Source organism: Pandoraea norimbergensis, from assembly GCF_001465545.3.
Classification (GTDB): domain Bacteria; phylum Pseudomonadota; class Gammaproteobacteria; order Burkholderiales; family Burkholderiaceae; genus Pandoraea; species Pandoraea norimbergensis.
On sequence record NZ_CP013480.3, the window covers coordinates 1,791,729 to 1,815,458 of the forward strand.

The 23,730-nt window shown below is 62.1% G+C and carries 18 protein-coding genes; 8 read left to right on the forward strand and 10 right to left on the reverse strand.

Annotation, left to right across the window (positions count from 1 at the left end; translation table 11 throughout):
• Positions 1–19: 19 nt before the first annotated feature.
• Positions 20–1,147, reverse strand: coding sequence for an agmatine deiminase family protein (locus tag AT302_RS08045; protein WP_058377984.1), 1,128 nt, complete (start codon positions 1,145–1,147; stop codon positions 20–22).
• Between the two features lie 165 nt (positions 1,148–1,312).
• Between AT302_RS08045 and AT302_RS08050 the strand changes: the two genes are divergently transcribed.
• Positions 1,313–2,197 (forward strand): LysR family transcriptional regulator, encoded by an 885-nt coding sequence (locus AT302_RS08050; RefSeq protein WP_058377985.1) that lies wholly within the window; start codon positions 1,313–1,315, stop codon positions 2,195–2,197.
• Positions 2,198–2,283: 86 nt separating this feature from the next.
• Here the strand turns inward: AT302_RS08050 and AT302_RS08055 are convergent, their stop codons facing one another.
• The 3 genes from AT302_RS08055 to AT302_RS08065 are packed head-to-tail and all read right to left on the reverse strand — an operon-like array spanning position 2,284 to position 3,915.
• Entirely contained in the window at positions 2,284–2,805 is a 522-nt protein-coding gene (locus tag AT302_RS08055) for a phage tail protein (protein ID WP_058377986.1), read from the reverse strand.
• A 12-nt stretch (positions 2,806–2,817) separates the two neighbouring features.
• Entirely contained in the window at positions 2,818–3,354 is a 537-nt protein-coding gene (locus AT302_RS08060; protein WP_058377987.1) for a phage tail protein, read from the reverse strand.
• A 9-nt stretch (positions 3,355–3,363) separates the two neighbouring features.
• On the reverse strand, positions 3,364–3,915 hold the full coding sequence (locus AT302_RS08065; protein ID WP_058377988.1) for a phage tail protein: 552 nt from the start codon (positions 3,913–3,915) through the stop codon (positions 3,364–3,366).
• A 767-nt stretch (positions 3,916–4,682) separates the two neighbouring features.
• Between AT302_RS08065 and AT302_RS08070 the strand changes: the two genes are divergently transcribed.
• Complete coding sequence (locus tag AT302_RS08070) at positions 4,683–9,932, forward strand: IPT/TIG domain-containing protein (protein ID WP_058377989.1); 5,250 nt, start codon at positions 4,683–4,685, stop codon at positions 9,930–9,932.
• Positions 9,933–10,012: 80 nt separating this feature from the next.
• Here AT302_RS08070 and AT302_RS08075 read toward each other — a convergent pair whose 3' ends face one another.
• The 3 genes from AT302_RS08075 to AT302_RS08085 form a co-directional block, all read right to left on the reverse strand.
• Entirely contained in the window at positions 10,013–10,345 is a 333-nt protein-coding gene (locus AT302_RS08075; RefSeq protein WP_157125720.1) for a hypothetical protein, read from the reverse strand.
• A gap of 348 nt (positions 10,346–10,693) precedes the next feature.
• Positions 10,694–11,245, reverse strand: a complete 552-nt coding sequence (locus tag AT302_RS08080; RefSeq protein WP_058377991.1) for an NADPH-dependent FMN reductase — start codon at positions 11,243–11,245, stop codon at positions 10,694–10,696.
• A 277-nt stretch (positions 11,246–11,522) separates the two neighbouring features.
• A complete protein-coding gene (locus tag AT302_RS08085) occupies positions 11,523–12,266 on the reverse strand; it encodes an ACT domain-containing protein (RefSeq protein WP_237172095.1) in 744 nt (247 codons plus the stop codon).
• A 464-nt stretch (positions 12,267–12,730) separates the two neighbouring features.
• On the opposite strand from AT302_RS08085, the gene AT302_RS08090 reads away from it, so the two are divergent.
• From AT302_RS08090 to AT302_RS08100, 3 genes are all read left to right on the forward strand, one after another.
• Positions 12,731–14,611, forward strand: a complete 1,881-nt coding sequence (locus tag AT302_RS08090) for a methyl-accepting chemotaxis protein (protein ID WP_084656094.1) — start codon at positions 12,731–12,733, stop codon at positions 14,609–14,611.
• A 152-nt stretch (positions 14,612–14,763) separates the two neighbouring features.
• Positions 14,764–15,120: a GFA family protein gene (locus AT302_RS08095; RefSeq protein WP_058377993.1), complete on the forward strand. Its 357-nt coding sequence runs from the start codon at positions 14,764–14,766 to the stop codon at positions 15,118–15,120.
• A 255-nt stretch (positions 15,121–15,375) separates the two neighbouring features.
• A complete protein-coding gene (locus AT302_RS08100) occupies positions 15,376–16,980 on the forward strand; it encodes a methyl-accepting chemotaxis protein (protein ID WP_058377994.1) in 1,605 nt (534 codons plus the stop codon).
• Between the two features lie 270 nt (positions 16,981–17,250).
• Here AT302_RS08100 and AT302_RS08105 read toward each other — a convergent pair whose 3' ends face one another.
• Complete coding sequence (locus AT302_RS08105; RefSeq protein WP_058377995.1) at positions 17,251–18,747, reverse strand: acetyl-CoA hydrolase/transferase family protein; 1,497 nt, start codon at positions 18,745–18,747, stop codon at positions 17,251–17,253.
• Positions 18,748–18,983: 236 nt separating this feature from the next.
• Between AT302_RS08105 and AT302_RS08110 the strand changes: the two genes are divergently transcribed.
• Positions 18,984–19,916: a LysR family transcriptional regulator gene (locus AT302_RS08110; RefSeq protein WP_058377996.1), complete on the forward strand. Its 933-nt coding sequence runs from the start codon at positions 18,984–18,986 to the stop codon at positions 19,914–19,916.
• On the opposite strand, the gene AT302_RS08115 is transcribed toward AT302_RS08110, so the two are convergent.
• Positions 19,844–20,410: a hypothetical protein gene (locus AT302_RS08115; protein WP_157125721.1), complete on the reverse strand. Its 567-nt coding sequence runs from the start codon at positions 20,408–20,410 to the stop codon at positions 19,844–19,846. The genes AT302_RS08110 and AT302_RS08115 overlap by 73 nt on opposite strands.
• Positions 20,411–20,626: 216 nt before the next feature.
• On the opposite strand from AT302_RS08115, the gene AT302_RS08120 reads away from it, so the two are divergent.
• Positions 20,627–22,213, forward strand: coding sequence for an EAL domain-containing protein (locus tag AT302_RS08120; protein ID WP_167365786.1), 1,587 nt, complete (start codon positions 20,627–20,629; stop codon positions 22,211–22,213).
• 339 nt (positions 22,214–22,552) lie between these two features.
• A complete protein-coding gene (locus AT302_RS08125; RefSeq protein ID WP_058377999.1) occupies positions 22,553–22,819 on the forward strand; it encodes a hypothetical protein in 267 nt (88 codons plus the stop codon).
• Positions 22,820–22,853: 34 nt separating this feature from the next.
• Here AT302_RS08125 and AT302_RS08130 read toward each other — a convergent pair whose 3' ends face one another.
• On the reverse strand, positions 22,854–23,600 hold the full coding sequence (locus AT302_RS08130; RefSeq protein WP_157125722.1) for a hypothetical protein: 747 nt from the start codon (positions 23,598–23,600) through the stop codon (positions 22,854–22,856).
• Between the last annotated feature and the right edge of the window lie 130 nt (positions 23,601–23,730).

The window sequence follows — 23,730 nt, forward strand, 5'->3', positions numbered from 1 at the left end:
CGACGCGCTGCTCTCTCGATCAGGCGGGCTGCTGCTGCGTCGTGCAGTGAATACCGCCGCCGCCCCCTGCGATGCCGTCGATATTGATCTGCACGATCTCTCGCTTGGGGAACAGATCACGCAGCTTGTCGCGTGTGCTTTTGTCCGTCTGACTGTCGCCGAACTGGGGTACGATCACCGCGCCATTGCACACGTAGAAGTTGACGTAGCCGGCGGCAAATTCGTCTGACTCATAGGTGCTGCGCACGCTGTTCGGGCCGGGCAGCACGACCACTTGCAGCTTGCGTCCTGCGGCATCCGACGCCTGTCGCAGAATGTCGAGGTGGCGCACGGTCACCGCATGGTCGTAGGAACTCGTATCGCTCTCCATATGGGCGATCACCACCCCCGGGCGGGCGAATCGTGCGTAGAAATCGGTATGGCCGTCGGTAATGTCCTTGCCCGCGATCCCCGGTAACCAGATGATCTTGCGCAGGCCCAACAGCCGCTTCAGTTCCAACTCGCATGCCGCCTTGTCGACGCCGGGGTTGCGGTTGCGATTGAGCACGCAACTCTCGGTAATGATGGCGGTGCCTTCGCCGTCGACCTCAATGCCACCGCCTTCGAGCACCAGACGTGTGCTCAACAGGCGCACACCGGCTTCCTGTGCGACAAACGCGGCGACCTTCGCATCGTCGGCATGAGCCTGCTTCTTCCCCCAGCCATTGAAGTTGAAGTTGATGCCTGCCTTTTCGCCGCTGCGCCCACGGACAAATACAGGCCCGGTGTCGCGTATCCACAAATCGTCGATCGGCTGCACGATCAGGTTCACCGCGTCGCCGCATTTGCGTTGGGCGACGTCGTAGTCTTCCTCGCGCACGAGCATGTTGACGGGCTCGAAGTCGCCAATCGCCTGAGCGATCCGCGCTAACCCGTCTTGGGCCGCCTGCTGCATGCGGCGCCCCCAGATGTCTTCGCTCGGCCCAAAGGCCATCCACGTTGCCGTGTGACGTTCGCCTTCGTCCGGCATCGTCCACGACAGCGCATTGCCGTCCGGCGCGCCAGCGGCGAATGCGCGCCGGGTCAAACCACCGGTGACGGCACCACTCACCAGTGCGGCGCCCGAGGCCATCAATCCGCGCTTCAGAAAACGGCGTCTTGCTTGCATATCTCCATCCTGTCGATGCATTTGCGCACGAGATTACGCCATCGAGCGATCGCCGGTGCGTCGGCAATTCAGGCAGTCGACGCAGTTTGCGTCATCCTGTCGATAATAAAAAGAGAGGTTTATTGCTATTATTGATCAATTTTTCTCATATCTTGGTGGGCATCGATGACTCGGCAGCGTATTCCTTCGCTCAAATTGCTGATGGGCTTCGAGGCGGCGGCCCGCCACGGCAATTTTTCTCGGGCGGCGGACGAATTGCATATTTCGCAATCGGCCGTCAGCCATCAGGTCCAGCAATTGGAAGCCGAAATCGGCCAGCCGCTCTTTCGGCGCGTCGGGCGGGGCGTGGAATTGACGGTCGCGGGCGAAGTGCTCCAGCGCAGCGTGCAACGCTCGGTCGACACGTTGCGGAACGGGCTAGGCCGTATCGCGACTTATCTCGACCCCGGTCTCGTCGCTATCGCGGGCCCGGCGTCATTGCTGCATGGCTGGCTGAGTCCGCGCATCGAGCAACTTCAGGCGAGCAACCCGGCACTGTGTCCGATGCTCTCGACCGACGAAGCGGCGCGGTTCATCGACGAGACGGATATCGACATTGCCATCAGCGATCGGCCGCTTCAGCAAACCGGTCTTCTGGAGATCCCGTTCCTGAAAGACGAGTGGGTGATTGTCGCCGAGCGAGACTTGGCTGAACGACTGGCAAGCGTCGCCCACGACCAGCATCCTGCGCAGGTTTCGCTGATCTGTCTGGAAGAGAGTTTTACCCGTGACGAAACGGCGGCGCTGTTTCGCGATGCACTGGCCCCGTTTTGCAAACGCGCCATCTTTGACGACGAACGTCTCCTGCTCGATGCCACGTTGCGCGGGCAGGGCATCGCGTGCATCTCGCGATTGCTGGCGGACGAAAGCCTGAAACAAGACCGCCTGCGCGTGCTTCCCGGCTATCCCCGCATAGCAGGGCGCACGTGGTGGGTGTCGCGCGTCGAGGGCGAGCCGCGCTCGGCATTCGTGACGGAAGTCTTCGACTGGCTGATCGCGCAAGCCGCATAACGTCTGGCGGAAAATAGAAAACCGGCACCCCGCCAGCGAATGGCGGAAGTGCCGGTCTGAAAACAACGACGATTTCGATGCGCGCTTTAAGGGCGCGGCGGGAACTCGCCGTTTTTAATCGCGATACAGAAATTCAACGGCAGATACGGTTGCATGTTGTTGTGCGCACCGCTGGTGCAGGCGGGGCCGACCGTCAATGGCGCGAGCGATGCGAGCGACAGATCCGACGTGTTCTCGCGATACGCGTTGTTGCCGCCGACAACAAAGCGGGCGGGCAACTTGTCGCTGGCCGACTCGCCCGCGGGACGCGTGGAGTTCACATAGGCCGTATGCGTGTGCAGCGGCATGTGCTGGTCTTGGAGCGTCACCGTCGGACTCCCCTCCACCTTGCCTATCTGGGGCGCATCCGTGGTTCCCCGCGATACCAATCCACGCAGATCCGGCACCGCGAACGTGGTCCTGCCGTCCCCGCCGTACGTCGTGCCAATCACGGCATAGAGCTCAGGGAATAAGCGAATCTGAAGGATCGTACCGTCGCAGACAGCCCAGTCGACCGGCGCATAGTTGAAGGCGTAGAGCCGAATTTCGCCAATGTAGTAATCGTCCATGGAGCTCTCTGGTCAGCCTTGCGATGGGTAGAGGCCGGAGACGCAGATGATGTAGTTCATCGACGCCGTGGGCATGACGTTGGGGTGCGCAGTGGGCTGAGCATTGCCGGCCGGTGCAATGGCGGGCGCCGCCAGTGCTGCCTTGGTGGGTACGGAACGTACCCCCGAGTCATAAAACACCGCACTGGTTTTCGCCAGCGTCACATCCGGGCCCGGCGTGGGCGACGTGGCGTCGGCCGTCGAGGCGTTGATCGTATGCAAGTGGCCCGGCACGTCCGAGGGCTGGAGCGTGACCGTGTCGCTGCCAACCTGCTGACCAAGCAGCCGTTGCCCGGATCCGGGCACTTGCCCCATGCCGATCGGCACCCGCAGGCGCAGGTCGGGCAGACGGAAGTTGCTTCTGCCGTCGCCACCGTACGTCGTACCGATCAGCGAGAACAGCACCTCGTAGTCGGACGCGATGTTGAGGAGTTCCCCGTTGCAGAACTTCCACCCCTGAGGGGGGTAGTTGCCGGCGAACATGCGAATTTCACCAATGTAGGCTTCCATGTCCGGCTCCTAGGGGCGTGGCGGGTAGAGGCCGCCCTGAACACAAATGATGTAGTTCAGGACCAGCGAGGATTGCATGTTGTTGTGAGCGGTGGCGTCGTTCGTCGCGCTGCTCGCTTCGGGCGATTCCGCTGTGAGCGTCTGCGCCGTTACCGGGCCATAAAGGGCGGTGCCAACTACGGTCGGCAAGTCCGGCTGCGAGATCACACTCTTGGCGAGCAGACGGTCTTTACCGGTACCGGCGAGCGGCTGCGTGGCGTCGTTGGTCGCCGCACGAAACTCATGCGAATGCGTGGGCACCTGCTGAGCATTGAGCGCCACCGTTTCGGTACCCCCGGGCGCACCTTGGTTGTACGTCCCTGGCAGCCGATGCATCGCGACGCGCCCGCGCAGGTCGGGCAGCCCGAAGGTGACTCGGCCGTCGCCACCGTACTGTGTGCCAAGCAGGGAGAACAGCACCTGATTGATATTCACGTTGAGCAGGCGCCCGTCACACGGTAGCCACCCCCTTGGTACGACCGGAAAAGCACACAAACGTATTTCCCCGAGATATGAGTCCATCCGTTTCTTCCTGGTTAAGTGGCGACGCCACGATCTTTGAATTCTTATAGGCGCGCATTTTGCCATCGTCATATTTCATTTCAAATATATTTCGGCTCCCTTATTAAATTTCGATGAGTAAAACGATTGTTTGGAAATGCCTGATTTTTAATAAAAAAGACATCGGTGTATTGGTGAATACCCTTGACTCATTGCGGTAGATTAGGTTTGCCGAGAATCGGGCTTGACGCGCAAGGCAATGGTGCCTACCCTTGCGCAGAAATTAGTCAGGTGTCCGTCAGTTCATTCCGGGCATTCACGAATAAACGATGTTTCGGGCATTTCCGGAGCACGAAAGCAAAATTACAAATGGGTCTTTGCCGCATACGGGGCGGGGACTTCGGGGGAAGTCAAATGAAAACGCAATGCCAACGGGGCGAGCCGGTATTCATACGACGGGTGTTCTGCCCGTCAGCCGGCCGCAATACACGTGTGTTGCCCGGCCTGTCTCAAATACCCACGCGACAAGTCATTCCCGATTGATCTGAGCCAGCGAACGCCGCGAGTCAGCACTCGCGGTCTTCGCTTGCGTGCTCGCTTCTCATGCGCCTGCGTGACAAGCCAGTGTTCTGCCGCTCACGCGTGTCGGCTCCCCGCCAAGTCATTTGCTTCTCTCCCGGTTCGCCATGTTGCCTAGTCTTCAATTTCCTCTCGCGTCCGTACGCCGTCGGTCATCAAATACTCCCGTCGCCTGGTTTTACTGGCTGCGTGCCCTGCTGACCCTGCTTGTGCTGTTCACCGCGTCGTCGTCGGCGTGGTCGCAGGCATGCGTCACATGGACGGCCACGTCAGCGCAGCTCTCCGGCGGGAGCTATCGCTACACGTTGCCGCTCAATGACGCATGCGATCCCACGGCGGAAGGCTTGTACACGTCGCCGGGGCAGATCGTTGGTACTGCGCTTGCGGCGGATGGCTCATCGTTGTCCGTCGATCTCGGCACCTTCCCGTACGACATCCTGGTCTTCACGCCGAAACTCGGCACCACGCAGACCTCGTGGACGTTCACGTTGTACCGGGCCAGCGACGCGCCGGTCACGGTGGCCATCAATTTCCCTGTGCCAACGGTCACCTCGCTTTCCCCGAGCGGGGGTCCGAACAGCGGCGGTACGGCCGTGACGATCACCGGGACCGGTTTTACCGGGGCCACCGGGGTTAACTTCGGTGCAACCCCCGGGACAGGTGTTGTGGTGCTGACCGATACGACGATCGTCGCGACATCCCCTGCCGGAACGTCACCCGTCGACGTCACCGTCACCACCAGCGCTGGCACCAGCGCCATAAACGCGCCAAACGACAGGTTCACATACACACCGACGGTGACGGGGGTGTCGCCGACGTCAGGGCCCGCCGGCGGCGGTGTGTCGGCAACGATCACGGGAACCGGCTTTACCAATGCCACATCGGTGACCTTCGGGACGAACGCCGCGCTGCCCTACATCATCGTGAGCGACAGCACGATCACGGTGTCGAACGTGCCCGCCGGGACGGGCACTGTCGACGTGAAAGTGACCAACAGCGCTGGCACCAGCGCGACTAACGCGAGCGATCGGTTTACCTACCTCGCGGCGCCCGTCGTGACCTCGGTGACACCGAATGCCGGTGCGCCAGGCGGCGGAGCGAGCGTCAGGATCCAAGGTTCGGGGTTCAGCACCGGCGGCGTGCCGTCGGTCAAGTTCGGCAGTACACCGGCGCCGAGCTTTACCCTCGACAACGATGCGCAAATCACCGTCACGTCTCCCGCGGCGGCGGCGGGCACCATCGACGTTACGGTCACCAACAACAATGGCACCAGCGCGACCAGTGCCGCCGATCAGTTCACCTACGCGGGCGTCCCCACCGTGACATCGCTCGGGACGAAGGAAGGCCCGCTCGCCGGCGGCACGACGGTGACGATCAATGGGACTGGCTTAAAGACAACGACCGCAGTGGCGTTCGGCGCGGTCAGTGTGCCCTTCACGGCTGTCAGCGACACGCAGATCACGGTGACATCGCCCGCGAACGCGAGCGCAGGCGTCGTCGACATCGTTGTCACCACACAGGGGGGCACCAGCGCGACCAGCAGCGCCGATCAGTTCACGTACATGGCCCTGCCCACGGTGACGAGCCTTGCGCCGACGTCCGGCCCGGCGGCCGGAGGTACGACCGTGGCTATCAGCGGCAGTGGCTTCACCTCCACCGCAACCGTGAGTTTCGGTGGAACGGCGGCGACGAACGTCCAGTTCGTGAGCGCATCCCAGCTAACGGCTCGCTCACCTGCTGGCACGGGCACCGTCGACGTGAGGGTCTCGACCACCGGCGGCACCAGCGCGACCAGCATGAACGACCAGTTCACGTATCGGGCGGCGCCGGCGATCTCCGGCCTCTCGGTGACCGTTGGGTCCCCGGCGGGCGGCACGCAGACCAAGATCACGGGTACCGGATTTACCGGCACAACCAGTGTGACGTTCAACGGCTCACCGGCGACGACTTTCAATATCGACAGCGACACGCAGATCACGGTGACATCGCCTGCCGGCTCGGCGGGAACTGTCAATGTCGTGGTGACCACGCCGAATGGTACGAGTGCCGTCGGTCCGTCGAGCCAATTTACCTACGCGGCGCCACCGACGGTTTTGAGTTTGGGGCCCACTACCGGCTCAACGGCCGGTGGCGATTCGGTCACGATCACGGGCTCGAATTTCTACAACGGGGTCACGACAGTCAAGCTCGGTGGTAACACTGCAACAATCACCGCGATCAGTTCGACCTCGATCACGTTCACGACACCTGCGGGCTCGCCAGGTCTGGCAACGCTCACGGTCGATACGCCCGGCGGAACCTCCACGACAGGCGGCGCCTTCACCTATGTCGCGGTGCCTGTCGTGACTTCGCTTTCCCCGGCGTATGGGTCGACGAGTGGAAGCAACCCCGTGACCATCTCGGGCAGCGGGTTCACGGGCGCGACAGCGGTGAAGTTCGGGGCGACGGCCGCAGCCTTCACGGTCAATAGCGATTCGCAAATCAGCGCGACGGCACCGGCGGGTACCGGGGTCGTGGACGTGCGCGTGACGAACCCAGCGGGCACGAGCGCCATCGTGACGGCGGACAATTACACCTACGCCGGTTTGCCAACGGTGTCATCGACGGTGCCTGCCTACGGGCCAGTGGCCGGTGGCACGACCGTGACCATCACCGGCACGAATTTCATCTCCGGCGTGACGGTCGTGATGTTTGGTGCTCAATTGTCGAACAGCGTGACGGTCAACAGCTCGACGTCGCTGACGGCCACAGTACCGGCGGGCACGGCAGGCGCTGCCAACATCCTCGTCACGACGCCGTTGGGCAGCAAGACGGTGGTCGGCGGCTATACCTACTACGCGGCACCTGCCGTCACGTCGATTTCGCCGACGAGCGGCCCGGCGAGCGGCGGGACATCCGTCACGATTACGGGGACGGGCTTCAACAATGTGACGGGCGTGTCGTTCGGTGGCACGTCGGGCACGAACATTACGGTCAACGGCACGACACAAATTACGGCAACGGCGCCGGCGGGCTCGGGTGTCGTCGACGTGCGCGTGAGCGCCGCTGGGGGGACGAGCCCCGTTACGGCGGCGGATCAGTTCACTTATCTCGGCGCGCCTGCGGTGACCAGCGTCACCCCCAATACCGGCCCAACGACGGGGGGCACGCCCGTGACCATCACGGGCACGGGGTTCACCGGTGCCACGGCGCTTAAGTTCGGTACAGTCAACGGGTCCTCTGTCACCGTCCTCAGCGCAACGCAGATCACCGCGGTATCGCCGCCGGGTACCGCAGGCGTGACCAACATCACGGTGACGACGCCGAATGGCACGAGCAGTACCACCCCTGCCAATCAGTTCACCTACACGTCGCCCGTTGCGGTCACCCTGGCGCCGACGACATTGCCGACGCCGGTGGCGGGGCAAGCCTACAGCCAGACGATGACGGCGTCGGGCGGCACCTTGCCGTACAGATTTACCGTGACGAACGGCACCTTGCCGGTGGGTTTGACGCTAAATGTCACGACCGGTGCGCTCACAGGTACGCCGAGCGCCACGGGGACCAGCACGTTCACGATTTCGGTCACCGATGCCAGCACCGGACCGGGCACGCCGCTGACCGCTTCGCAGAGCTATACCTTCAACATCACGGCGCAGGCTGCATCGGCACCGGCGATCGATGTGAAGGCGCTGTCCAACGCGCCGATCACGATTCACGCGACGGCGAACGCCGTAGGCGGCCCGTTCACCCGCGTGGCCATCGTCACACCGCCTGCCAGTGGCACGGCAGTCGTCAACGGTGAAGACATCGTCTACACCCCGGCGGGCAACACGAATGGCGTGGTCACGTTCACCTACGCGCTCACTAACGCTGCGGGTACTTCGGCACCGATTGGCGTCACGGTGACGGTGCAGGCGGTGCCGGTGACGGCGCCGGGGTTGCAAGCGAGCGTGAGTGCCAACGAGGCGACCAATATCGACATCACGACGGGTGCGACCGGTGGCCCGTTCACGGCGGCAAACGTCATTGCGGTTTCGCCCGCGAATGCAGGCACGGCCACCGTCGTGGCGGTTGCCGGTGCGGCGCCGGTGAGTGCAGGCGGCGTTCAGCGGCTTCGCGCTGCTGTGGTTGCGCCCACGCAGTACAGCGTGCGCTTCGTGCCGGCGGCCGCCTTTGCGGGCATGGCCGTGATCACGTACACGCTGTCCAACGAGAACGCCACGTCAGCGCCGGGCACGTTGCAGGTGAGCGTTGCGCCACGTAAGGATCCGTCGACGGACCCGGATGTGACTGGCCTCATCGGCGCACAGGTGGAAGCCGCACGCCGCTTCGCCACGACACAGATCGGCAACTTCAACCAGCGTCTCGAAGCGTTGCACGGCAAGGGGCGCGCCCCGTCGAGCAACGGCCTGAATGTGGTACTGCCGTCGCCGGATCGCGATCGCAATGTGTCGCGCTGTCAGGATGTCGTGGGTATCTCCGAGCGCGACGCGTGTCTGCGGGGTGATGTGAGTCCGCTGGCGCTCAACAAAGCGAAAAGCCTCGACGTACGCGACAAGAGCGTGGGTACCAGCGGGGTCGGTACGGGTGACAGCAGCGTGCCCGATCTGCCGGGCGAGGGTGCCAACGACGACAAGCGTTTCGCGTACTGGACGGCTGGGTCGGTGGACTTCGGTTTCGCCAATATGGCGGCCAATTCGGCCGCGCAGCGCTCGGGCTTCAAGTTCACGACGGGCGGTGTCACGCTCGGTGCCGACTATCGGTTGTCCGACCAGTTGTCGCTCGGGGCGGGTGTGGGCTACGGGCATGACGCGACCGATATCGGCAGTTCGGGCACGCGCAGCACGGGCGATAGCTACAGCGGTGCGCTGTATGCGAGCTTCCGCCCGATCCCGACGTTGTTCGTCGATGCGGTGGCGGGCTTCGGGACGCTGAACTTCAGTTCGCGCCGCTGGGTCATCGATGCGAACGACTTCGCGAGCGGCAAGCGCAGCGGTCAGCAGTTCTTTGGTTCGCTGTCGGCGGGTTACGAGTTCCGCAACGATGACTGGCTGTTCTCGCCGTATGGCCGTCTGACAGCGTCGCGCTCCACGCTGGATCAATACAGCGAAACGGGTGCTGGGCTGAACGCGCTCACGTACTTCAAGCAGAACGTGAACACGTTGTCGGGCACGCTCGGTGTGCGTGCCGGGTTTGCCAAGGCGACGCCGATCGGCACCTTCTCGCCGTATATCCGGGTGGAGTTGCAGCACGACTTCAACGGACAGAGCATGGCCGGGCTGGCCTATGCCGACATCGCGGGCAGCGGGCCGGTGTACTTCGTGCCGGGCAGCCCGTTTGGCAGCGATCGCGTGCAGGTCGGGTTCGGGTCGAAGTTGCGCACCGGCGTGCTCGTCTTCGGGCTGGATTACAGCGTGACGACGGGGATGGGCGGCTTGCAGCAGGGCGTGCGATTGACCTTCACCGCGCCATTTTGAGCGGTGAGGGGGCTTAGTCGGTAAGCCCGTAGAACCTGTAGAACGAGAAAGGCCAGCCCGAGAGGCTGGCCTTTTTTCGTTTAGTCCAACGCAGGTTCTTCGGCTACCTTGCGTTGCTGCAATCGGCGGAAGAAGGCGGCGTTGTGGATGTCGGCGACATCGAACACGCTATCGGCGGCGCGCATGACGGCCGCGTTGAACAGCATGCGGATCTCCGCCTGACCGGCAGCCGCACCGCCTTGCGCCGTGACCTGTCGGGCAATTTCACCGATCATCGCGCGCTTGATTATGTCGAACGAGGCATCCGGCCGCCCGTCGAGATGATTCATGTGGGCGAGCAGCATTCCCAACACCTGCGCGTGAACGAGTTCGGTGGCCCGCTGCTCCATGGCCAGTACGTCATTCTCAGTCATGAGTACCCCCGATGAACGATGTGTTGTGCGAAGGGAAGCTTCGCCAGCATAGCACCGCCCGTGGGGGCTCGCTGGGACCTCCCCGGCACCTCGTTCAGATCGCGTTCACCTCGCGCTCACCCCGCGTGCGCCTCTGATATTAGTAATAAAAACGGTTACCAAGATGCGTAGTAACTACTTGAAATCAGTGGGATCGCCATCCCTTGTTCAAACGGTTACGGTTACGCCGCGGGGAGTGATGTGCGTAGTGCTGAGGAATAAAGTCGGTTACGCCGATGATAACGAACGGCGGCTTTCGACCCGGAACGGTCAGTGAACTCGGACGATAACGGCCATTCAAGCGACACGCTACGAAGCAAGCGCCTGTCCCTGCATCAAACGAATCGATGCCGCGAAGTTGGCTAAGAACGCGGATACTTCATGTTCATAGCTGGGTGATTGCAACAGCGTCGTAATTTCAACCGGGGACTTTCCGATAAGGGGGACGCGCAGAAATGCGGATTCAAGGAAACCGGTACTGATTGTGGATAGGACAAGCCGCAGAGAGGCCAGCATATCGTCGCCACGATGAGACGCATGCGCTATCGCAATGGGCTTGCCGATGACTTCAAATCGAGAAACCAGCCAATCGATTGCATTCTTCAGGCCTCCGGGCAGAGCTCTGACATATTCGGGACTGGAAATGATGATTCCGTCGGCAGTTGATACAAGCTCTAGAAACTCAGCTACTGGTACAGGAACGTCTGCTCCCTCTGCGTCGGGTGAAAAAACAGGCAGAGTGTCCAGCCGGGCGAAGACAGCTAGCTCAACACCAGTTGGCAGAAAATACCTCATCGCCGTCAAAAACGCAGTATTTGTGGATTCGCGGCGCGCGCTACCCGAAATGGCCAACAACTTCATGTGGATGTGCTTTCCCAGTCACGGCACTATCGCCGCTAAATCCCAATCATCTTAGCGAAAGACAGCGAATCAAACTACGAAACCCGGTTTGAGGAGCATGCGGCATCCGTTGTCGACGATTCAGGATCGTCGGGTGACCGTCTCTTGTTGGCCGAAAGCGGTCCTCGCACTTTGACCGCTACACGGCCCGCGCCCGGCAGCGTGGCCTACGGGTCACTCCGACTCCGCTACGCCGTTACCGTTTTTATTCCTATTTACACCTCGGCCCGATGAGTTTTTACAGCCATGCCGCCGGCACGCCGCCGCGCTTGCGCCGCTCCTCGGCACCGGCGTGCCAGCCGGGGTAGCTGTCGGTGGCCACGCCGAGCGAAATCAGTGCGCCAGCGACCTTTTCGTTCTTCGCATCCTTGGCGACGGCGTAAAGATTCGGCGGCGTATCCGGCGCCCCGGGGTGGCTGCGCGACACCAGACTTGGCTCGCTCAGATTGACGCCGTACTTTTTGAAGAGCGTCAGTTGTTCGACGGCGTTCGGGTAGTCGTCTTTCACGACGAGATAGGGCAGGCTCACGTCCATGCCTGTGCCGGGCATCGTGACGCCCATGCCGCCGCGCAGAAACAGCTCGACCGCGCGCAGGTCGCCCATCCGGCTTGCTTTGGCGAACTCGTAGGGGTCCCACTTCATGCCGATGTTGTTGAGTTCGACGCGCGGGTCGTCGCTCTTGCCGTTCTTGATATCGAGCAGCAGCTTCTGCACGTTGGCGACCCACTGGACGTTGGCGGCACCCAGCCCGCCTTGCTCGGCGTGCCTGCTGCTCGCGATCGCACCGAAACTGAAAGCGCCCGCACACAGCCCGGCACAGACGACCAGACTGCCGTGCATGCGTTTTTGTCCGCCGATCAGGCGTGTGGCGAGCAGCACGACGAACACCAGCACCGCAAACCCTGCCACGTAATTGATGTAGGGGAAGAACGGCCGGACGAAGTCGAGGACCGGGATCAGGATGGCGGTGGAAATTGTCATGACGGCGTTGATCGGACCGATATGATCGGTGACCCACCGTCCCCCTTCCACGTACGTTTGCGTTTTCATTATTTTCGAGATGCGTGGTGTTTTGACGTTGCGACGTGTTTGCGGCCGCGAGCGCGCGCACGATGATACCTGCGCACCATCATCGTCACGATGACGGGCGTTGTCATCCTGTCAGCACTGACAGGGACACGCAACTGGCCCCGCCGGGAGTGGCCCGCTTGGCATGCCTGATGTTTCGCTATCCGTAACGTCACGGCCGGATGCGGTTGCACCTTCGTGCGAGATTATCGTGAAATGGGTTTCCCTTTTCGAGGTGATTTCGGGTTAACACCTAAAGTTTCGCCGGGTCTGGCCGTAAGTCATGAGGTGGAACCTCCCACCTAGTGGAACCGGTGGCCTGGGGCGCCGGTTCTGGTCTTTGAACTCCTAGCCGCAGGCCTGCCAGTCCATTCAGCATGACAGTATCTTCGCTTAGAACACGGATCATCCTGATCGCGTGTGCCACCGTCGTCGGTGCGCTGATTCTCTCCGGCATTACCACCTACCTCATCGTGCGCACCAGCATGATGTCGACCATTTCCAACACGCTCGACGCCGTGGCGCGCGGCAACACCCTCGCTGTCGAGCGCTGGGCGGCTGCCAAGGGCCAGTCGGTGGTCGGCACGGCGGCTGCCGTCGAAAAGGGCGAGCAGGGTGTTGCGCTCACGAAGCTGCTTGGCGCGACCAACGGCTTCCCGATCTCCAGCATCGGCTGGAGCGACAAGTCGTATTTCTCGAGCGGCCCCACGCCGCCCGACTACGATCCGACCGCACGCCCCTGGTACAAGGGCGCCACCGCCGCGGGCAAGCTGACCGTCGTCAAGCCGTACGCCGACATCGCCTCGGGCAAACTCTACGTGTCGTTCGCCGCGCCGATTCTGCGCGACGGCCAGACGCTCGGTGCCGTGAGCGGCGCCGTGCCACTCGACGCAGTGCAGGAAGTCGTCAAGGCCGTGCATCCCACGCCGTCGAGCCTGGCCTTCGTGGTCTCGCGCGACGGTCTCGTGATCGCGCACCCCGACGAGAAGCTGATGCTCAAGCAGTCGAGCGATCTCGCGCAAGCCCTCACGCCCGACGCGCTCGCCAGCCTCGAACGCGCCAAAGACCCGATGGAAGTGCAACTGGGCGGCGACGCCAAGCTGCTCAAGGTGCAGCCGGTGCCGGGCACCGACTGGCTGTTCGTGGTCGCCCTCGACAAGGCCGAAGCGACGGCAGGACTGTCGCAAGTGCTTAGCGCGACCATCGTCACGCTGATCGTGCTCACGCTGTGTGCCATCGGTATCGCCAGCTTCTTCACGTCGCAGGCGTTCAAGCGCCTGTCGCAAGTGCGCGACGCGATGGATACCATCGGCTCGGGCGGCGGCGATCTGACGCGCCGTCTCGATGTCGTCGGCAACGACGAAGTGGCGCATATCTCGCGATCGTTCAACGCGTTTGTCGACAAGATCAGCACGGTGATGATCGACGTGCGCTCCGGCGTGCACGGCATGACGTCGGCGACGAGCGAAATCGAAATGGGCAACCGCGATCTGTCGCAACGCACCGAAGCCTCGGCCGGCACGTTGCAGGAAACGTCGGCGGCGCTGACCGAGTTGACGGCCAGCGTGAAGCAGACTGCCGAAGCCGCCGAACACGCCACGCGTCTGGCTAACGATGCCAGCGAAGCCGCTGCGCGCGGCGGTGACGTCGTCACGGGGGCTGTGACGACGATGAGCGAGATTGCGCAGTCGTCGGAGCGCATCACCGAGATCATCAGCGTGATCGACGGCATCGCATTCCAGACGAACATTCTCGCGTTGAACGCTGCCGTGGAAGCGGCGCGCGCCGGTGAGCAGGGCCGTGGTTTTGCTGTGGTGGCGGGCGAAGTGCGCACGCTGGCACAACGCAGTGCGGCGGCCGCACAAGAGATCAAGACGCTCATCGAAGCCTCGGTGCAGAACGTCAAGAGCGGCACGCAGCGCGTGCAGGCCGCGGGCAATACCATGGGCGAGATTGTCGATGGCATTGGTCGCGTGCGTCGTCTGATCGTGGAGATCCACAGCGCGATGACCGAGCAAAGCACGGGCATCAGCCAGATCGATCGAAGCGTGGCGGAAATGGATCAATCGACGCAACAGAACGCTGCGTTGGTTGAAGAATCCGCCGCCGCTTCGGCCATGCTGAGCGAGCAGGCCCGCAATCTCGCCGATACGGTTGCGCTGTTCCAACTGCGCGAGCATAGCCGTCACGGCGTGACGGTTATGCACACGCGCACGGGGTCGGGTTCGCATCGCGACGAACCCGCACTCGCGGCGTAAGCCGACGTCACCTACCTACGTCTCCTGAGACGGCGGCCAACGAACCGGCGGTAATTTACCGCCATTCGTCATCGCGCTGCCCGCCCGCCAGATTTTGTCGCAGAATAGGACACTGTCTGGCGGGTATCTCATCTTCATTCAGGAGACACATCATGACGACTCAGCAATACGAAGGCGGCTGTCATTGCGGTGAATTACGATTTTCCGTAAATATTGATTTGTCCAAAACAATTGCGTGCAATTGTTCGATTTGCAAAAAACGTGGATTGATTCTCGCATTCGCACCGCGCGGTGAATTCACGCAGACGTCCGGTGTGGATTCGAATCGCGAATACCTCTTCAATAAACATCTGATTCACCATCAGTTCTGCCAGAAGTGCGGCGTCGAGGCGTTTGCCTTCGGCGAAATGCCCGACGGCACGAAGATGGCGGCAGTCAACGTACGCTGCATCGATGGCATCGAGCTCGATACCGTGCACCCCACGCCAGTCGATGGTGCCAGCCGGTAATTGCATCTCATTCCACATCTCTATAAATAGATGGAATCGTATATTTAAGCGGATACCATTATTTGGATTTTGCAGATGATGGTTTGTCATGCAAAACCGGAAAATGAAACGGCGCGTCAATCGCGCCGTTTTTAATTTCCAGAAATATTGTGAAAGTCATTCCGTGGGAATCGAGGGATTATTGACTCAAGATTATTGAATGGACTTCCGTTATGCCATGCGATTGTTCGTGTTTTATCGCATTCTGGAGTTGGCATGAAGTTCTTGGGTAGTCTCAAAATCGGCACGCGCCTGACCATCGGGTTCGCGATCACGCTGGTGCTGCTGTGCATCGTGGGCGGTATGGCGGTGTATCAGGCATCCCGCATTTACGGCGGTACACGCGATCTCGCCGACAACTGGCTGCCCAGCGTGCAGACGCTCGGCACCGTGCAGGTCGGCGCCAATGCGGCACGGCGCGCCACGCTCGCCGCACTGTTGACCACGGTGGAACAGAGCCGCATCGACGAGACGAACAAGCGTGCAGCGGCCATCGATCTCGTGAACAAGACGCTTTCGGCTTACGGCAGTCTGGTGGCCTCCGACGAGGACCGCCGTGCCTACGAGGCCGTGCGCGAGGCATGGTCCAACTATCTCGCCATCGACAATCGCATCGCCGAACTGGCCAAGGGCGACGAGGCCGCGCAGGGGCAGGCGCGCACGCTCGCCATGACCGACGCGGTGCAGTCTTTCTCAGTGCTCAGCCAGAAGCTCACCGAACACGTCGCGGTCAATCGCGCGGGCTCGGTAGCGGCGGGCGATGCCGCAGCGGCCGATTATCACGCGGCGTTTATCGCAACCATCGTGCTGATCGTGCTGGCACTTGGCGTGAATATCGTCATCGCGCTGGTCATTACCCGTTCGATCACGGTGCCGATCGGCCGCTGCGTCGATATTGCACAAACGGTGGCGCGCGGCGATCTCAGTTCGCGAATCGACGTGCAGGGTCAGGATGAACTCGCGATGTTGCTCGGCTCGTTGCGTGACATGAACGGCAAGCTGGCTCAGGTGGTCGGGCAGGTGCGCAACACCAGCGAGAGCATTGCTACCGGCTCGGCACAGATCGCGGCAGGCAATACCGATCTGTCGTCGCGCACGGAGCAGCAAGCGGCATCGCTGGAAGAGACGGCGGCCAGCATGGAAGAGCTCACGACGACGGTCAAGCAGAACGCCGACAACGCCGAGCAAGGCAATGTTCTGGCTTCGAACGCGTCGCAGATTGCGCTGCGCGGTGGTGACGTCGTGCGTCAGGTGGTCGAGCGGATGCGCGAGATCTCCGAAGGCTCATCCCGCGTGGGCGACATCACCAGCGTGATCGAAGGCATCGCCTTCCAGACCAACATCCTTGCTCTGAATGCCGCCGTGGAAGCGGCACGCGCCGGTGAACAAGGCCGTGGCTTTGCCGTGGTGGCGGGCGAAGTGCGCACGTTGGCCCAGCGCAGCGCCAATGCCGCCAAGGAGATCAAGGAGTTGATCGACGCGTCGACCCGTCAGGTGAACGAGGGCGCGAAGCTCGTCTCGGAAGCCGGTACGACGATGGACGAAGTGGTGCAGGCGGTGAAGCGTGTGACCGATCTGATGGCGGAAATTGCCGCGGCGTCGACGGAACAGCGCACCGGCATCGAGCAGGTCAATCAGGCGGTGATGCAGATGGATACCGTCACGCAGCAGAACGCGGCGCTGGTGGAAGAGGCGTCGGCGGCAGCGCAGTCGATGGCTGCGCAGTCGAGCGGCCTGCGCGAGCTGGTGTCGATCTTCAAGCTCGATGCTGCGGCCAATCAGTCCAACCCGTCCAACCCGTCGCATCGCTTGTCCGCCTGACGATTCAACCGTTTCAATCGTTTCAACCGGCCAATAAAAAGCGGCTCGCCGACGTCAGCCGGCGAACCGCGAATGCCAGAACGCTCTCACCAGCGTCCGGCCCACGGGACCGCATGCGTCCCATGTTCTTTCTGCCGCGACATTGGCGCGGGCGTATCTCGCTCGGCCGGCACGAGGCTCGTGCGGCCGTCACCGGCAACTGGCCGCCTGCCCCCCGGCGTGGCGGCCGTTGCCTTGTCGATTGTCTTGCGTGCGTGTGATCGGCGGCGCTTACTTGCCTGCGAGCATCGACCCGCGATCGCGCAGGTTGATGTGCATCTCGAAGGCGCGTTCCAGCGCATGCGGCGTGTGGCCGCCGTAACGCAGGGCGTCGCGGTAGTAGTCGCGCAGTACGTCGCGATACGACGGGTGGGCGCAGCGATCGATCACCAGATTGACGCGCTCGCGCGGTGCGAGCGTGCGCAGATCGGCGAGCCCTTGCTCCGTCACGATGATGTCGACGTCGTGCTCGTTATGGTCGACGTGCGGCACCATCGGCACGATGCTGGAAATCTTGCCGTCCTTCGCCACCGACTTGGTCGCGAAGATGGCCATGCGCGCGTTGCGCGCAAAATCTCCCGAACCCCCGATGCCGTTCATCATGTGCGTGCCCCCCACGTGCGTGGAGTTCACGTTGCCGTAGATATCGGCTTCGAGCGCGGTATTGAGCGCAATCAGTCCCAAACGGCGAATGACTTCCGGATGGTTGCTCACTTCCTGAGGGCGCAGCACGAGCTTGTCGCGATAGCGTTCGAGATTGCCGAACACGCGATCCTGCACGGCCTGCGAGACGGTGATCGAAGACCCCGACGCGAAGTCCATCTTGCCCGCGTCCATCAATTCGAATGTGGAGTCTTGGAGCACTTCCGAGTACATCGTCAACTGCTCGAACGGCGAATCGATGAAACCCGTGAGCACGGCGTTGGCAATGGTGCCGATACCCGATTGCAGCGCGGGCAGCGTGCGGGGCAGTCGCCCGCGCGAGACTTCGTGCTGGAAGAATTCGATGAGATGACCGGCAATGCGCTGCGTATCGGCATCGGCGGGCAGGGCGTTGGACGCGCTGTCCGGCGTGTCGGTAATGACGATGGCGGCGATCTTCTCGGGGGCGATCTTCACGGCGGTCGTGCCGACACGGTCGCGCACGTCGACAATCGGCAGCGGTGAGCGATGCGGGCGCTGACCGGGGATCCAGATGTCGTGCATACCCTCGAACGCGAGCGGCTGCGCGAGATTGATCTCTACGATGACCTTGTCGGCGAGGATTGCGAAGCTCGCAGAGTTGCCGACCGACGAGCTGGGCACGAGGCTGCCGTCTTCGGTGATGGCCACGGCTTCGATCACGGCCACGTCCAGCTTGCCGAACTGACCGGCACGCAGGAATTCGACGGTCTCGGACAGATGCTGGTCGACAAACATGACTTCGCCGCGATTGATCGCGCTGCGCAGTGTGGTGTCGACTTGAAACGGCAGGCGCTTGGCCAGCACACCGGCTTCGGTCAGGGTCTTGTCGGAATCGTGGCCGAGCGACGCACCGGTGATGAGCGTGAGCTTCATCGGGTGGGCTTTGGCACGCTTGGCGAGCGCAATGGGCATGTCCTTGGCGTCACCGGCGCGGGTGAACCCGCTCATGCCGACCACCATACCGTCACCGACCAGCCGGGCGGCATCGTCGGCGCTCATCACCCGGTCGCGTAGCGACGCCAGGCGGATGCGGTCTTCATACATCTTGAGGCTCCTCGTCTCTTTCTTATCCGATCCTCCGGTCCGCATTCCGCCGCTTGAGGCTGAACTCGGCCGATCGATCGCTTTGACGCAACGGCGGTGGGTACACCTGTCACGCTTGACTCGAAGTGTATTGACCCCTCGGCTACATTTCCAATATATTGAAAGTGCTGTTTGGATACTTTTTATATATTGATTGGGTTCACCCTTTATGGGGCTGGGCTGACGCGGGAGTGGGTATGGAATTGCGGCATTTGCAATATTTCATTGCGGTCGCCGAAGCGCGGCATTTCACCCGGGCTGCGGCGCGTGTGGGCATTCAGCAGCCGCCGCTCAGTCTTCAGATCCGGCAGTTGGAAGAGGAACTGGGCGGGCCGCTATTCATTCGGCTGCCGCGCGACGTGGTGCTGACGGAGTTGGGGGAGGCGTTTCTGCCGGAGGCGCGGCATATTCTCGAGCGCGTCGAGCGGGTGAAGCGGCAGATGCAGCAGATATCGCGTGGCGATGCGGGCCATATCCGGATCGGCTTTGCGGGCGCGACGTACTTCGAGCCGAGCATTCCGGCATGGATTCGTGATTTCCGGGCGCGCTATCCGGACGTGCAACTGCATCCGCAGCAAAGCAATACGGCGAGTCTGCTGGCCGCGTTGGTGAACGAGGAGGTGGATGCGGCGTTCGTGCGTACGCCTGTCGACGCGCCGCCGGGCATCGTGACCGTGCCGGTGGTGGATGAGGCGATGGTGCTGGTGCTGCCGCTGGGGCATCCGATGTGCGCACGCGAGCGCGTGCCGCTCGCGGCGCTGGCGCAGGATGAATTCATTCTGCTGCCGCGCGAGATCAGTCCTGCGCTGTATGACCGCACGATTGCGGCGTGCGAGGCGGCCGGGTTCCGGCCGAAGCTGGGGCAGGAGGCGCCGCAGATCACGTCGATCGTGCCGATGGTCGCGGCGGGCTTCGGGGTGTCGCTGGTGCCCGCGTCAGTCAGTCAGATTCGTACGCCCGGCATGGGCTTCTGGCCCATTGACGCAGCGATGGGCGAGGTGCCGCGTGCGCCGATCAGCCTCGCGTTTCGCGCCGCCCACGGCTCAGCGGCACTCGGTCACTTTATTGCGATGTCGCCGTCGGGGTTGCCGGGCGGTGAGGGCAATGGCATTGCGGCACCGGTGGCCTGATCGCCAGAGGGCTTCGCTTCGTTGGCAATGTCGTTGGTGATTTCGTTGGCAGCAAGTGCGCCGGGCGAACCGGCCGCAGGGCTGATCGCGGGCGATGCGGCAATCACCCGCGTGGGCGCCAGCACGATGCCATTGAGCGAGCGGCCCGTGCTGCTCGATTTGCCACTGTCGGCATAGTCGCCATAGCCACGGTGGCTCGGGCTAGTAACTGCATCTGCACGCGTCGGCAACCAGCCCCTTACGCGCAATTGGTTCACCAGCATGGGATGAATCAGCAGGGAGTAAAGCAGGCAGGTGAGGGGCAGCGAGATCACCAGCGCTGATTCGTCCCAGACGAACGCAGGGCCAAGTGCGAGCACGACCCAGATGAGCGCATGCCAGCCAAAGCCGTGCGCCAACAGGTAAAGCGGTCCGAGAAAGAATGCCGCCACGCATGACCGGTACGTGATCTCCACGACGTCCCCGCTTGCCGGGTTGCGAAATTTGAGTGTCATCGCGAAGTGGGGGGGCGCTGTTGAGCAGAAACCCACGTTACACGAGTGACGACCCCATTTCGTCCTACCATTTGTCCCGCCTGTTGTCGCAGGCGCACGCCCCAGTCATGTGGCAATCCGATGTATTTGACGACCGGCAACTGGCTGCGGAACAGGTAGGCTACACTTCGACCATGCCCCGTCGGGATCCGGGGCCCTATGGGGACTCCCACCGCCATGCGCACTCTCCGAAGGCTTACCCGTTGGCTGCCTGTCCTCGTCGGTGCCATCGCAGGCGTGATCGTCATGCTGGTCGCCGCCCAAGTGGTTCAGACGCGCGTCGACGATTTTCGCCTGCGTTTGTTCGTGCGCGACATCATGGGCTACATGAACGACGCCTCGATCTCGCGCCGTAATGCGCTGTTTCAAGCCCCTCAGAACACCGACGTTCCCTGTACCGACGACGATATCCTCGGCCTGCGCCGCGTGGCGATGCGCAGCCCCTATTTTCACGATATCGGGCGAGTCCACGACGCAAAGCTGCTTTGTACGGCCATGGTCGGCCGTCTCGCGACGAACCCCACGCTGCCACCCCCCGACCACGAAACACTTAACGGTGTGAAGCTCTGGCACACCATCACCGGCGTCATCACGCCCGGCGTCCAGGTCGATGCGGTCGGTTGGGGCGACATCGTGGTGTTCAGCTCTCCGGTGCTGCCGCCGCGACTCAGCACCCCCGATCGTGGGTTTGCGTCCATCGCCTCCACCTACGACAAGCGGTTTCAGTTCTGGCGTGCCGGTCTGTTCGACGATCAACGTCAGGTCGAACTCGGTGTGACATCACGGTGGTTCGAAATCGGCCCAGTGCGTCACTACTCGACTTGCTCGAACGCGGTGGATGTCTGCGCGTCGGCGGTCTACACATCGTCGAGCATTCTGCATAACCCGATCGGTCTGGCGATGGCGTTCGGCATCGGCGCGGCGCTGGGCGGCGCAGTGGGCTTGTCATGGCGATCGCGCAAACGCTACCGGATGTCGGTGGATTGGGTGACGCAGCACGCCGCCGAGACCGGGGGCATCACGGTGGTGTATCAGCCACTGGTTCGGCTACGGGATCGCAAGATGATCGGCGTGGAGGCGCTCGCCCGCCTGAACGACAGCGCCGGCAAACCGATATCACCTGAAATGTTTATTCCGATTGCCGAGCGGCGTGGTGTCATTGGCCTAGTGACGCGGCAAGTCGCGCGGCGGGCGCTGATCGACATGCATGGGCGCGCGCTGGCCGATTCCGAATTTCACATCAGCATTAATCTCGCCGCCGAAGATGTCGTGGACACGACGTTTCACACATTCCTGAATCACATTGCGGCGTCATTGCGCGTGCCGCGGACACAAATTGCACTAGAGATTACGGAACGTTCCACCGACAGCATGAAGCGGCTGGGGGATGCGCTGGACCGGTTGCGCGCTGATGGTTATCAAATTCATATTGACGACTTCGGCACCGGTTTTTCGAATTTGGCTTACCTGTCGACACTCCATGTCGATGCGCTGAAGATCGATCGCATGTTCACGCAGGCGATTGGCGCCGATACGGTGGGCAGCGCAATTGTCGATCAGATATGCAAGATGGCAGCACTGCTGAAAGTGGGCGTGATCGTCGAGGGTGTGGAAACGCGCGCGCAGGCCGTTTATATGCTCGCGCATTGTCCCGAGGCAGTGGGGCAGGGGTGGCTTTTCGGGAAAGCCGTTCCTGACGATGAATTGCCATCGCCGGAAGCCCTTATGAAAGCGATGGCAGACGATGCGCAGACGGTCGCTTAAATCTGCCTGTGCGCCGAGATTGCGTTTTTCGTGCGAGTGTTTCTGTGAACTATTTGTGGCGGCTCACTGATGGTGAGAGAACTGGCCGGCAAAAATTGGTAATGATTATTTTCGTTATATCCGGCGAATTACCGAGAATAACGACACGCATTCGGCGCTAGATTGGAACCACCGTGGTCCTGATGTGCCCCCGACCTCCACGGACTATCCGGCTCGCCGATCTGGCGGGCCGCTTTTTTTTCCCGTGATGCACCATGATTTGTTCGCATGTTAGGATTCTCCAAAAAAGCAGCATTGGTCTTGTGACGCCACAGCTGTCGATTTGCAGATGGGGGACATATGGATAAATCTTTTCGTTTTTCTTGGCATTACGTGAGCGACACGGCTCCCGGTGTGCCGTTCGACCTTGAGGGCGCGGTCACGCTGCGCGCCGACGACCGCTTTGACGGTGCCGTCGATGCTTACTCAGACGGGAATTACATTGGCCGATGCGAGTATTCGAGCATTGAAGCCAGTGATGCGTCACTGGCCGCCGAACAAATCCGTAAACGCATCGAGCGACGCATCGAAGATCGCGTCGCTCGTGAGCATCCGGTCACACATTGACCGCATTGAAAGCCGTGAATGCCAGCTGGCGCACTTAGCGCCAGCGTCGGCAGCAGCCACCCCCCCAGTGGCCACCCCAACCGCCACCCCAGCCACGTCCCCACGAGAATGAGAGCGATACGTTGCTGACCCATGGCGACGGGGCGAAGCCCGGGTAAAACGGCGCATAGTCCGGGAACGCCGGATACGCCGGATACGCCGGATACGTCGGATACGCCGCATAGGCGGGATAGGGTGCGTTAGTCGGATACGTCGCGTAGGTCGGGTAGGCCGAATACGCGGGGTACGCAGTGGGGTAGGTCGTATACACCGGTGCGTTCGACGGTACTTGCGACGACTGCGGCGGCACGTAATCAGGCGGCACGGGCGAACCGTTCGGATACACGGGTGCACGCTGCGGCGACGGCCGGTAATCTGGCGGCACCGGTGAACCATTCGGATAGGCAGGCGGCGCAGCACCGCTGCCGTTGCCCGGTCGATAGTCCGGCGGCACCGGTGAACCATTCGGATATGCCTGACGGGCAGATTTTCCCGGTGGCGGAGGCGGCATGCTGACGCCCGCGGCGGGTTGCGCCTGCACCGGCGCTGCCGAAACACTCGGCGTCGGCACGGGTGCCGTGGAAACATCGGTGACAGCACCGGCGGAACCGGGCGCTGCACGCAGCGCTTGCGGCGCATTGGGATCTTGCGAAAACGTCAGCGCGCCACCCGGATACTGCACGACGTAGCAACCGGCGAGCGGCAGGGCACAGAGCAAAGCGGCGAGCGGAGCGATTTTCATGGCGAGGAGTGTAACGCAGGAAATCGCAGCACCGTGGGCCAGCGCCACGATATTGAACTGCGTTTGCATTACGATCGATTAAGCACGCGCTAACCACTTGTGAATCACGTGGCGCGGGTTGCACCTGTTC

What these genes read in the sequence shown, in the direction of transcription:
- AT302_RS08045 (WP_058377984.1), bottom strand. Translation starts at nt 1,147, where the DNA reads ATGCAAGCAAGACGCCGTTTTCTGAAGCGCGGATTGATGGCCTCGGGC.
- AT302_RS08050 (WP_058377985.1), top strand. Translation starts at nt 1,313, where the DNA reads ATGACTCGGCAGCGTATTCCTTCGCTCAAATTGCTGATGGGCTTCGAG.
- AT302_RS08055 (WP_058377986.1), bottom strand. Translation starts at nt 2,805, where the DNA reads ATGGACGATTACTACATTGGCGAAATTCGGCTCTACGCCTTCAACTAT.
- AT302_RS08060 (WP_058377987.1), bottom strand. Translation starts at nt 3,354, where the DNA reads ATGGAAGCCTACATTGGTGAAATTCGCATGTTCGCCGGCAACTACCCC.
- AT302_RS08065 (WP_058377988.1), bottom strand. Translation starts at nt 3,915, where the DNA reads ATGGACTCATATCTCGGGGAAATACGTTTGTGTGCTTTTCCGGTCGTA.
- AT302_RS08075 (WP_157125720.1), bottom strand. Translation starts at nt 10,345, where the DNA reads ATGACTGAGAATGACGTACTGGCCATGGAGCAGCGGGCCACCGAACTC.
- AT302_RS08080 (WP_058377991.1), bottom strand. Translation starts at nt 11,245, where the DNA reads ATGAAGTTGTTGGCCATTTCGGGTAGCGCGCGCCGCGAATCCACAAAT.
- AT302_RS08085 (WP_237172095.1), bottom strand. Translation starts at nt 12,266, where the DNA reads ATGACAATTTCCACCGCCATCCTGATCCCGGTCCTCGACTTCGTCCGG.
- AT302_RS08090 (WP_084656094.1), top strand. Translation starts at nt 12,731, where the DNA reads ATGACAGTATCTTCGCTTAGAACACGGATCATCCTGATCGCGTGTGCC.
- AT302_RS08095 (WP_058377993.1), top strand. Translation starts at nt 14,764, where the DNA reads ATGACGACTCAGCAATACGAAGGCGGCTGTCATTGCGGTGAATTACGA.
- AT302_RS08100 (WP_058377994.1), top strand. Translation starts at nt 15,376, where the DNA reads ATGAAGTTCTTGGGTAGTCTCAAAATCGGCACGCGCCTGACCATCGGG.
- AT302_RS08105 (WP_058377995.1), bottom strand. Translation starts at nt 18,747, where the DNA reads ATGTATGAAGACCGCATCCGCCTGGCGTCGCTACGCGACCGGGTGATG.
- AT302_RS08110 (WP_058377996.1), top strand. Translation starts at nt 18,984, where the DNA reads ATGGAATTGCGGCATTTGCAATATTTCATTGCGGTCGCCGAAGCGCGG.
- AT302_RS08115 (WP_157125721.1), bottom strand. Translation starts at nt 20,410, where the DNA reads ATGACACTCAAATTTCGCAACCCGGCAAGCGGGGACGTCGTGGAGATC.
- AT302_RS08120 (WP_167365786.1), top strand. Translation starts at nt 20,627, where the DNA reads ATGCGCACTCTCCGAAGGCTTACCCGTTGGCTGCCTGTCCTCGTCGGT.
- AT302_RS08125 (WP_058377999.1), top strand. Translation starts at nt 22,553, where the DNA reads ATGGATAAATCTTTTCGTTTTTCTTGGCATTACGTGAGCGACACGGCT.
- AT302_RS08130 (WP_157125722.1), bottom strand. Translation starts at nt 23,600, where the DNA reads ATGAAAATCGCTCCGCTCGCCGCTTTGCTCTGTGCCCTGCCGCTCGCC.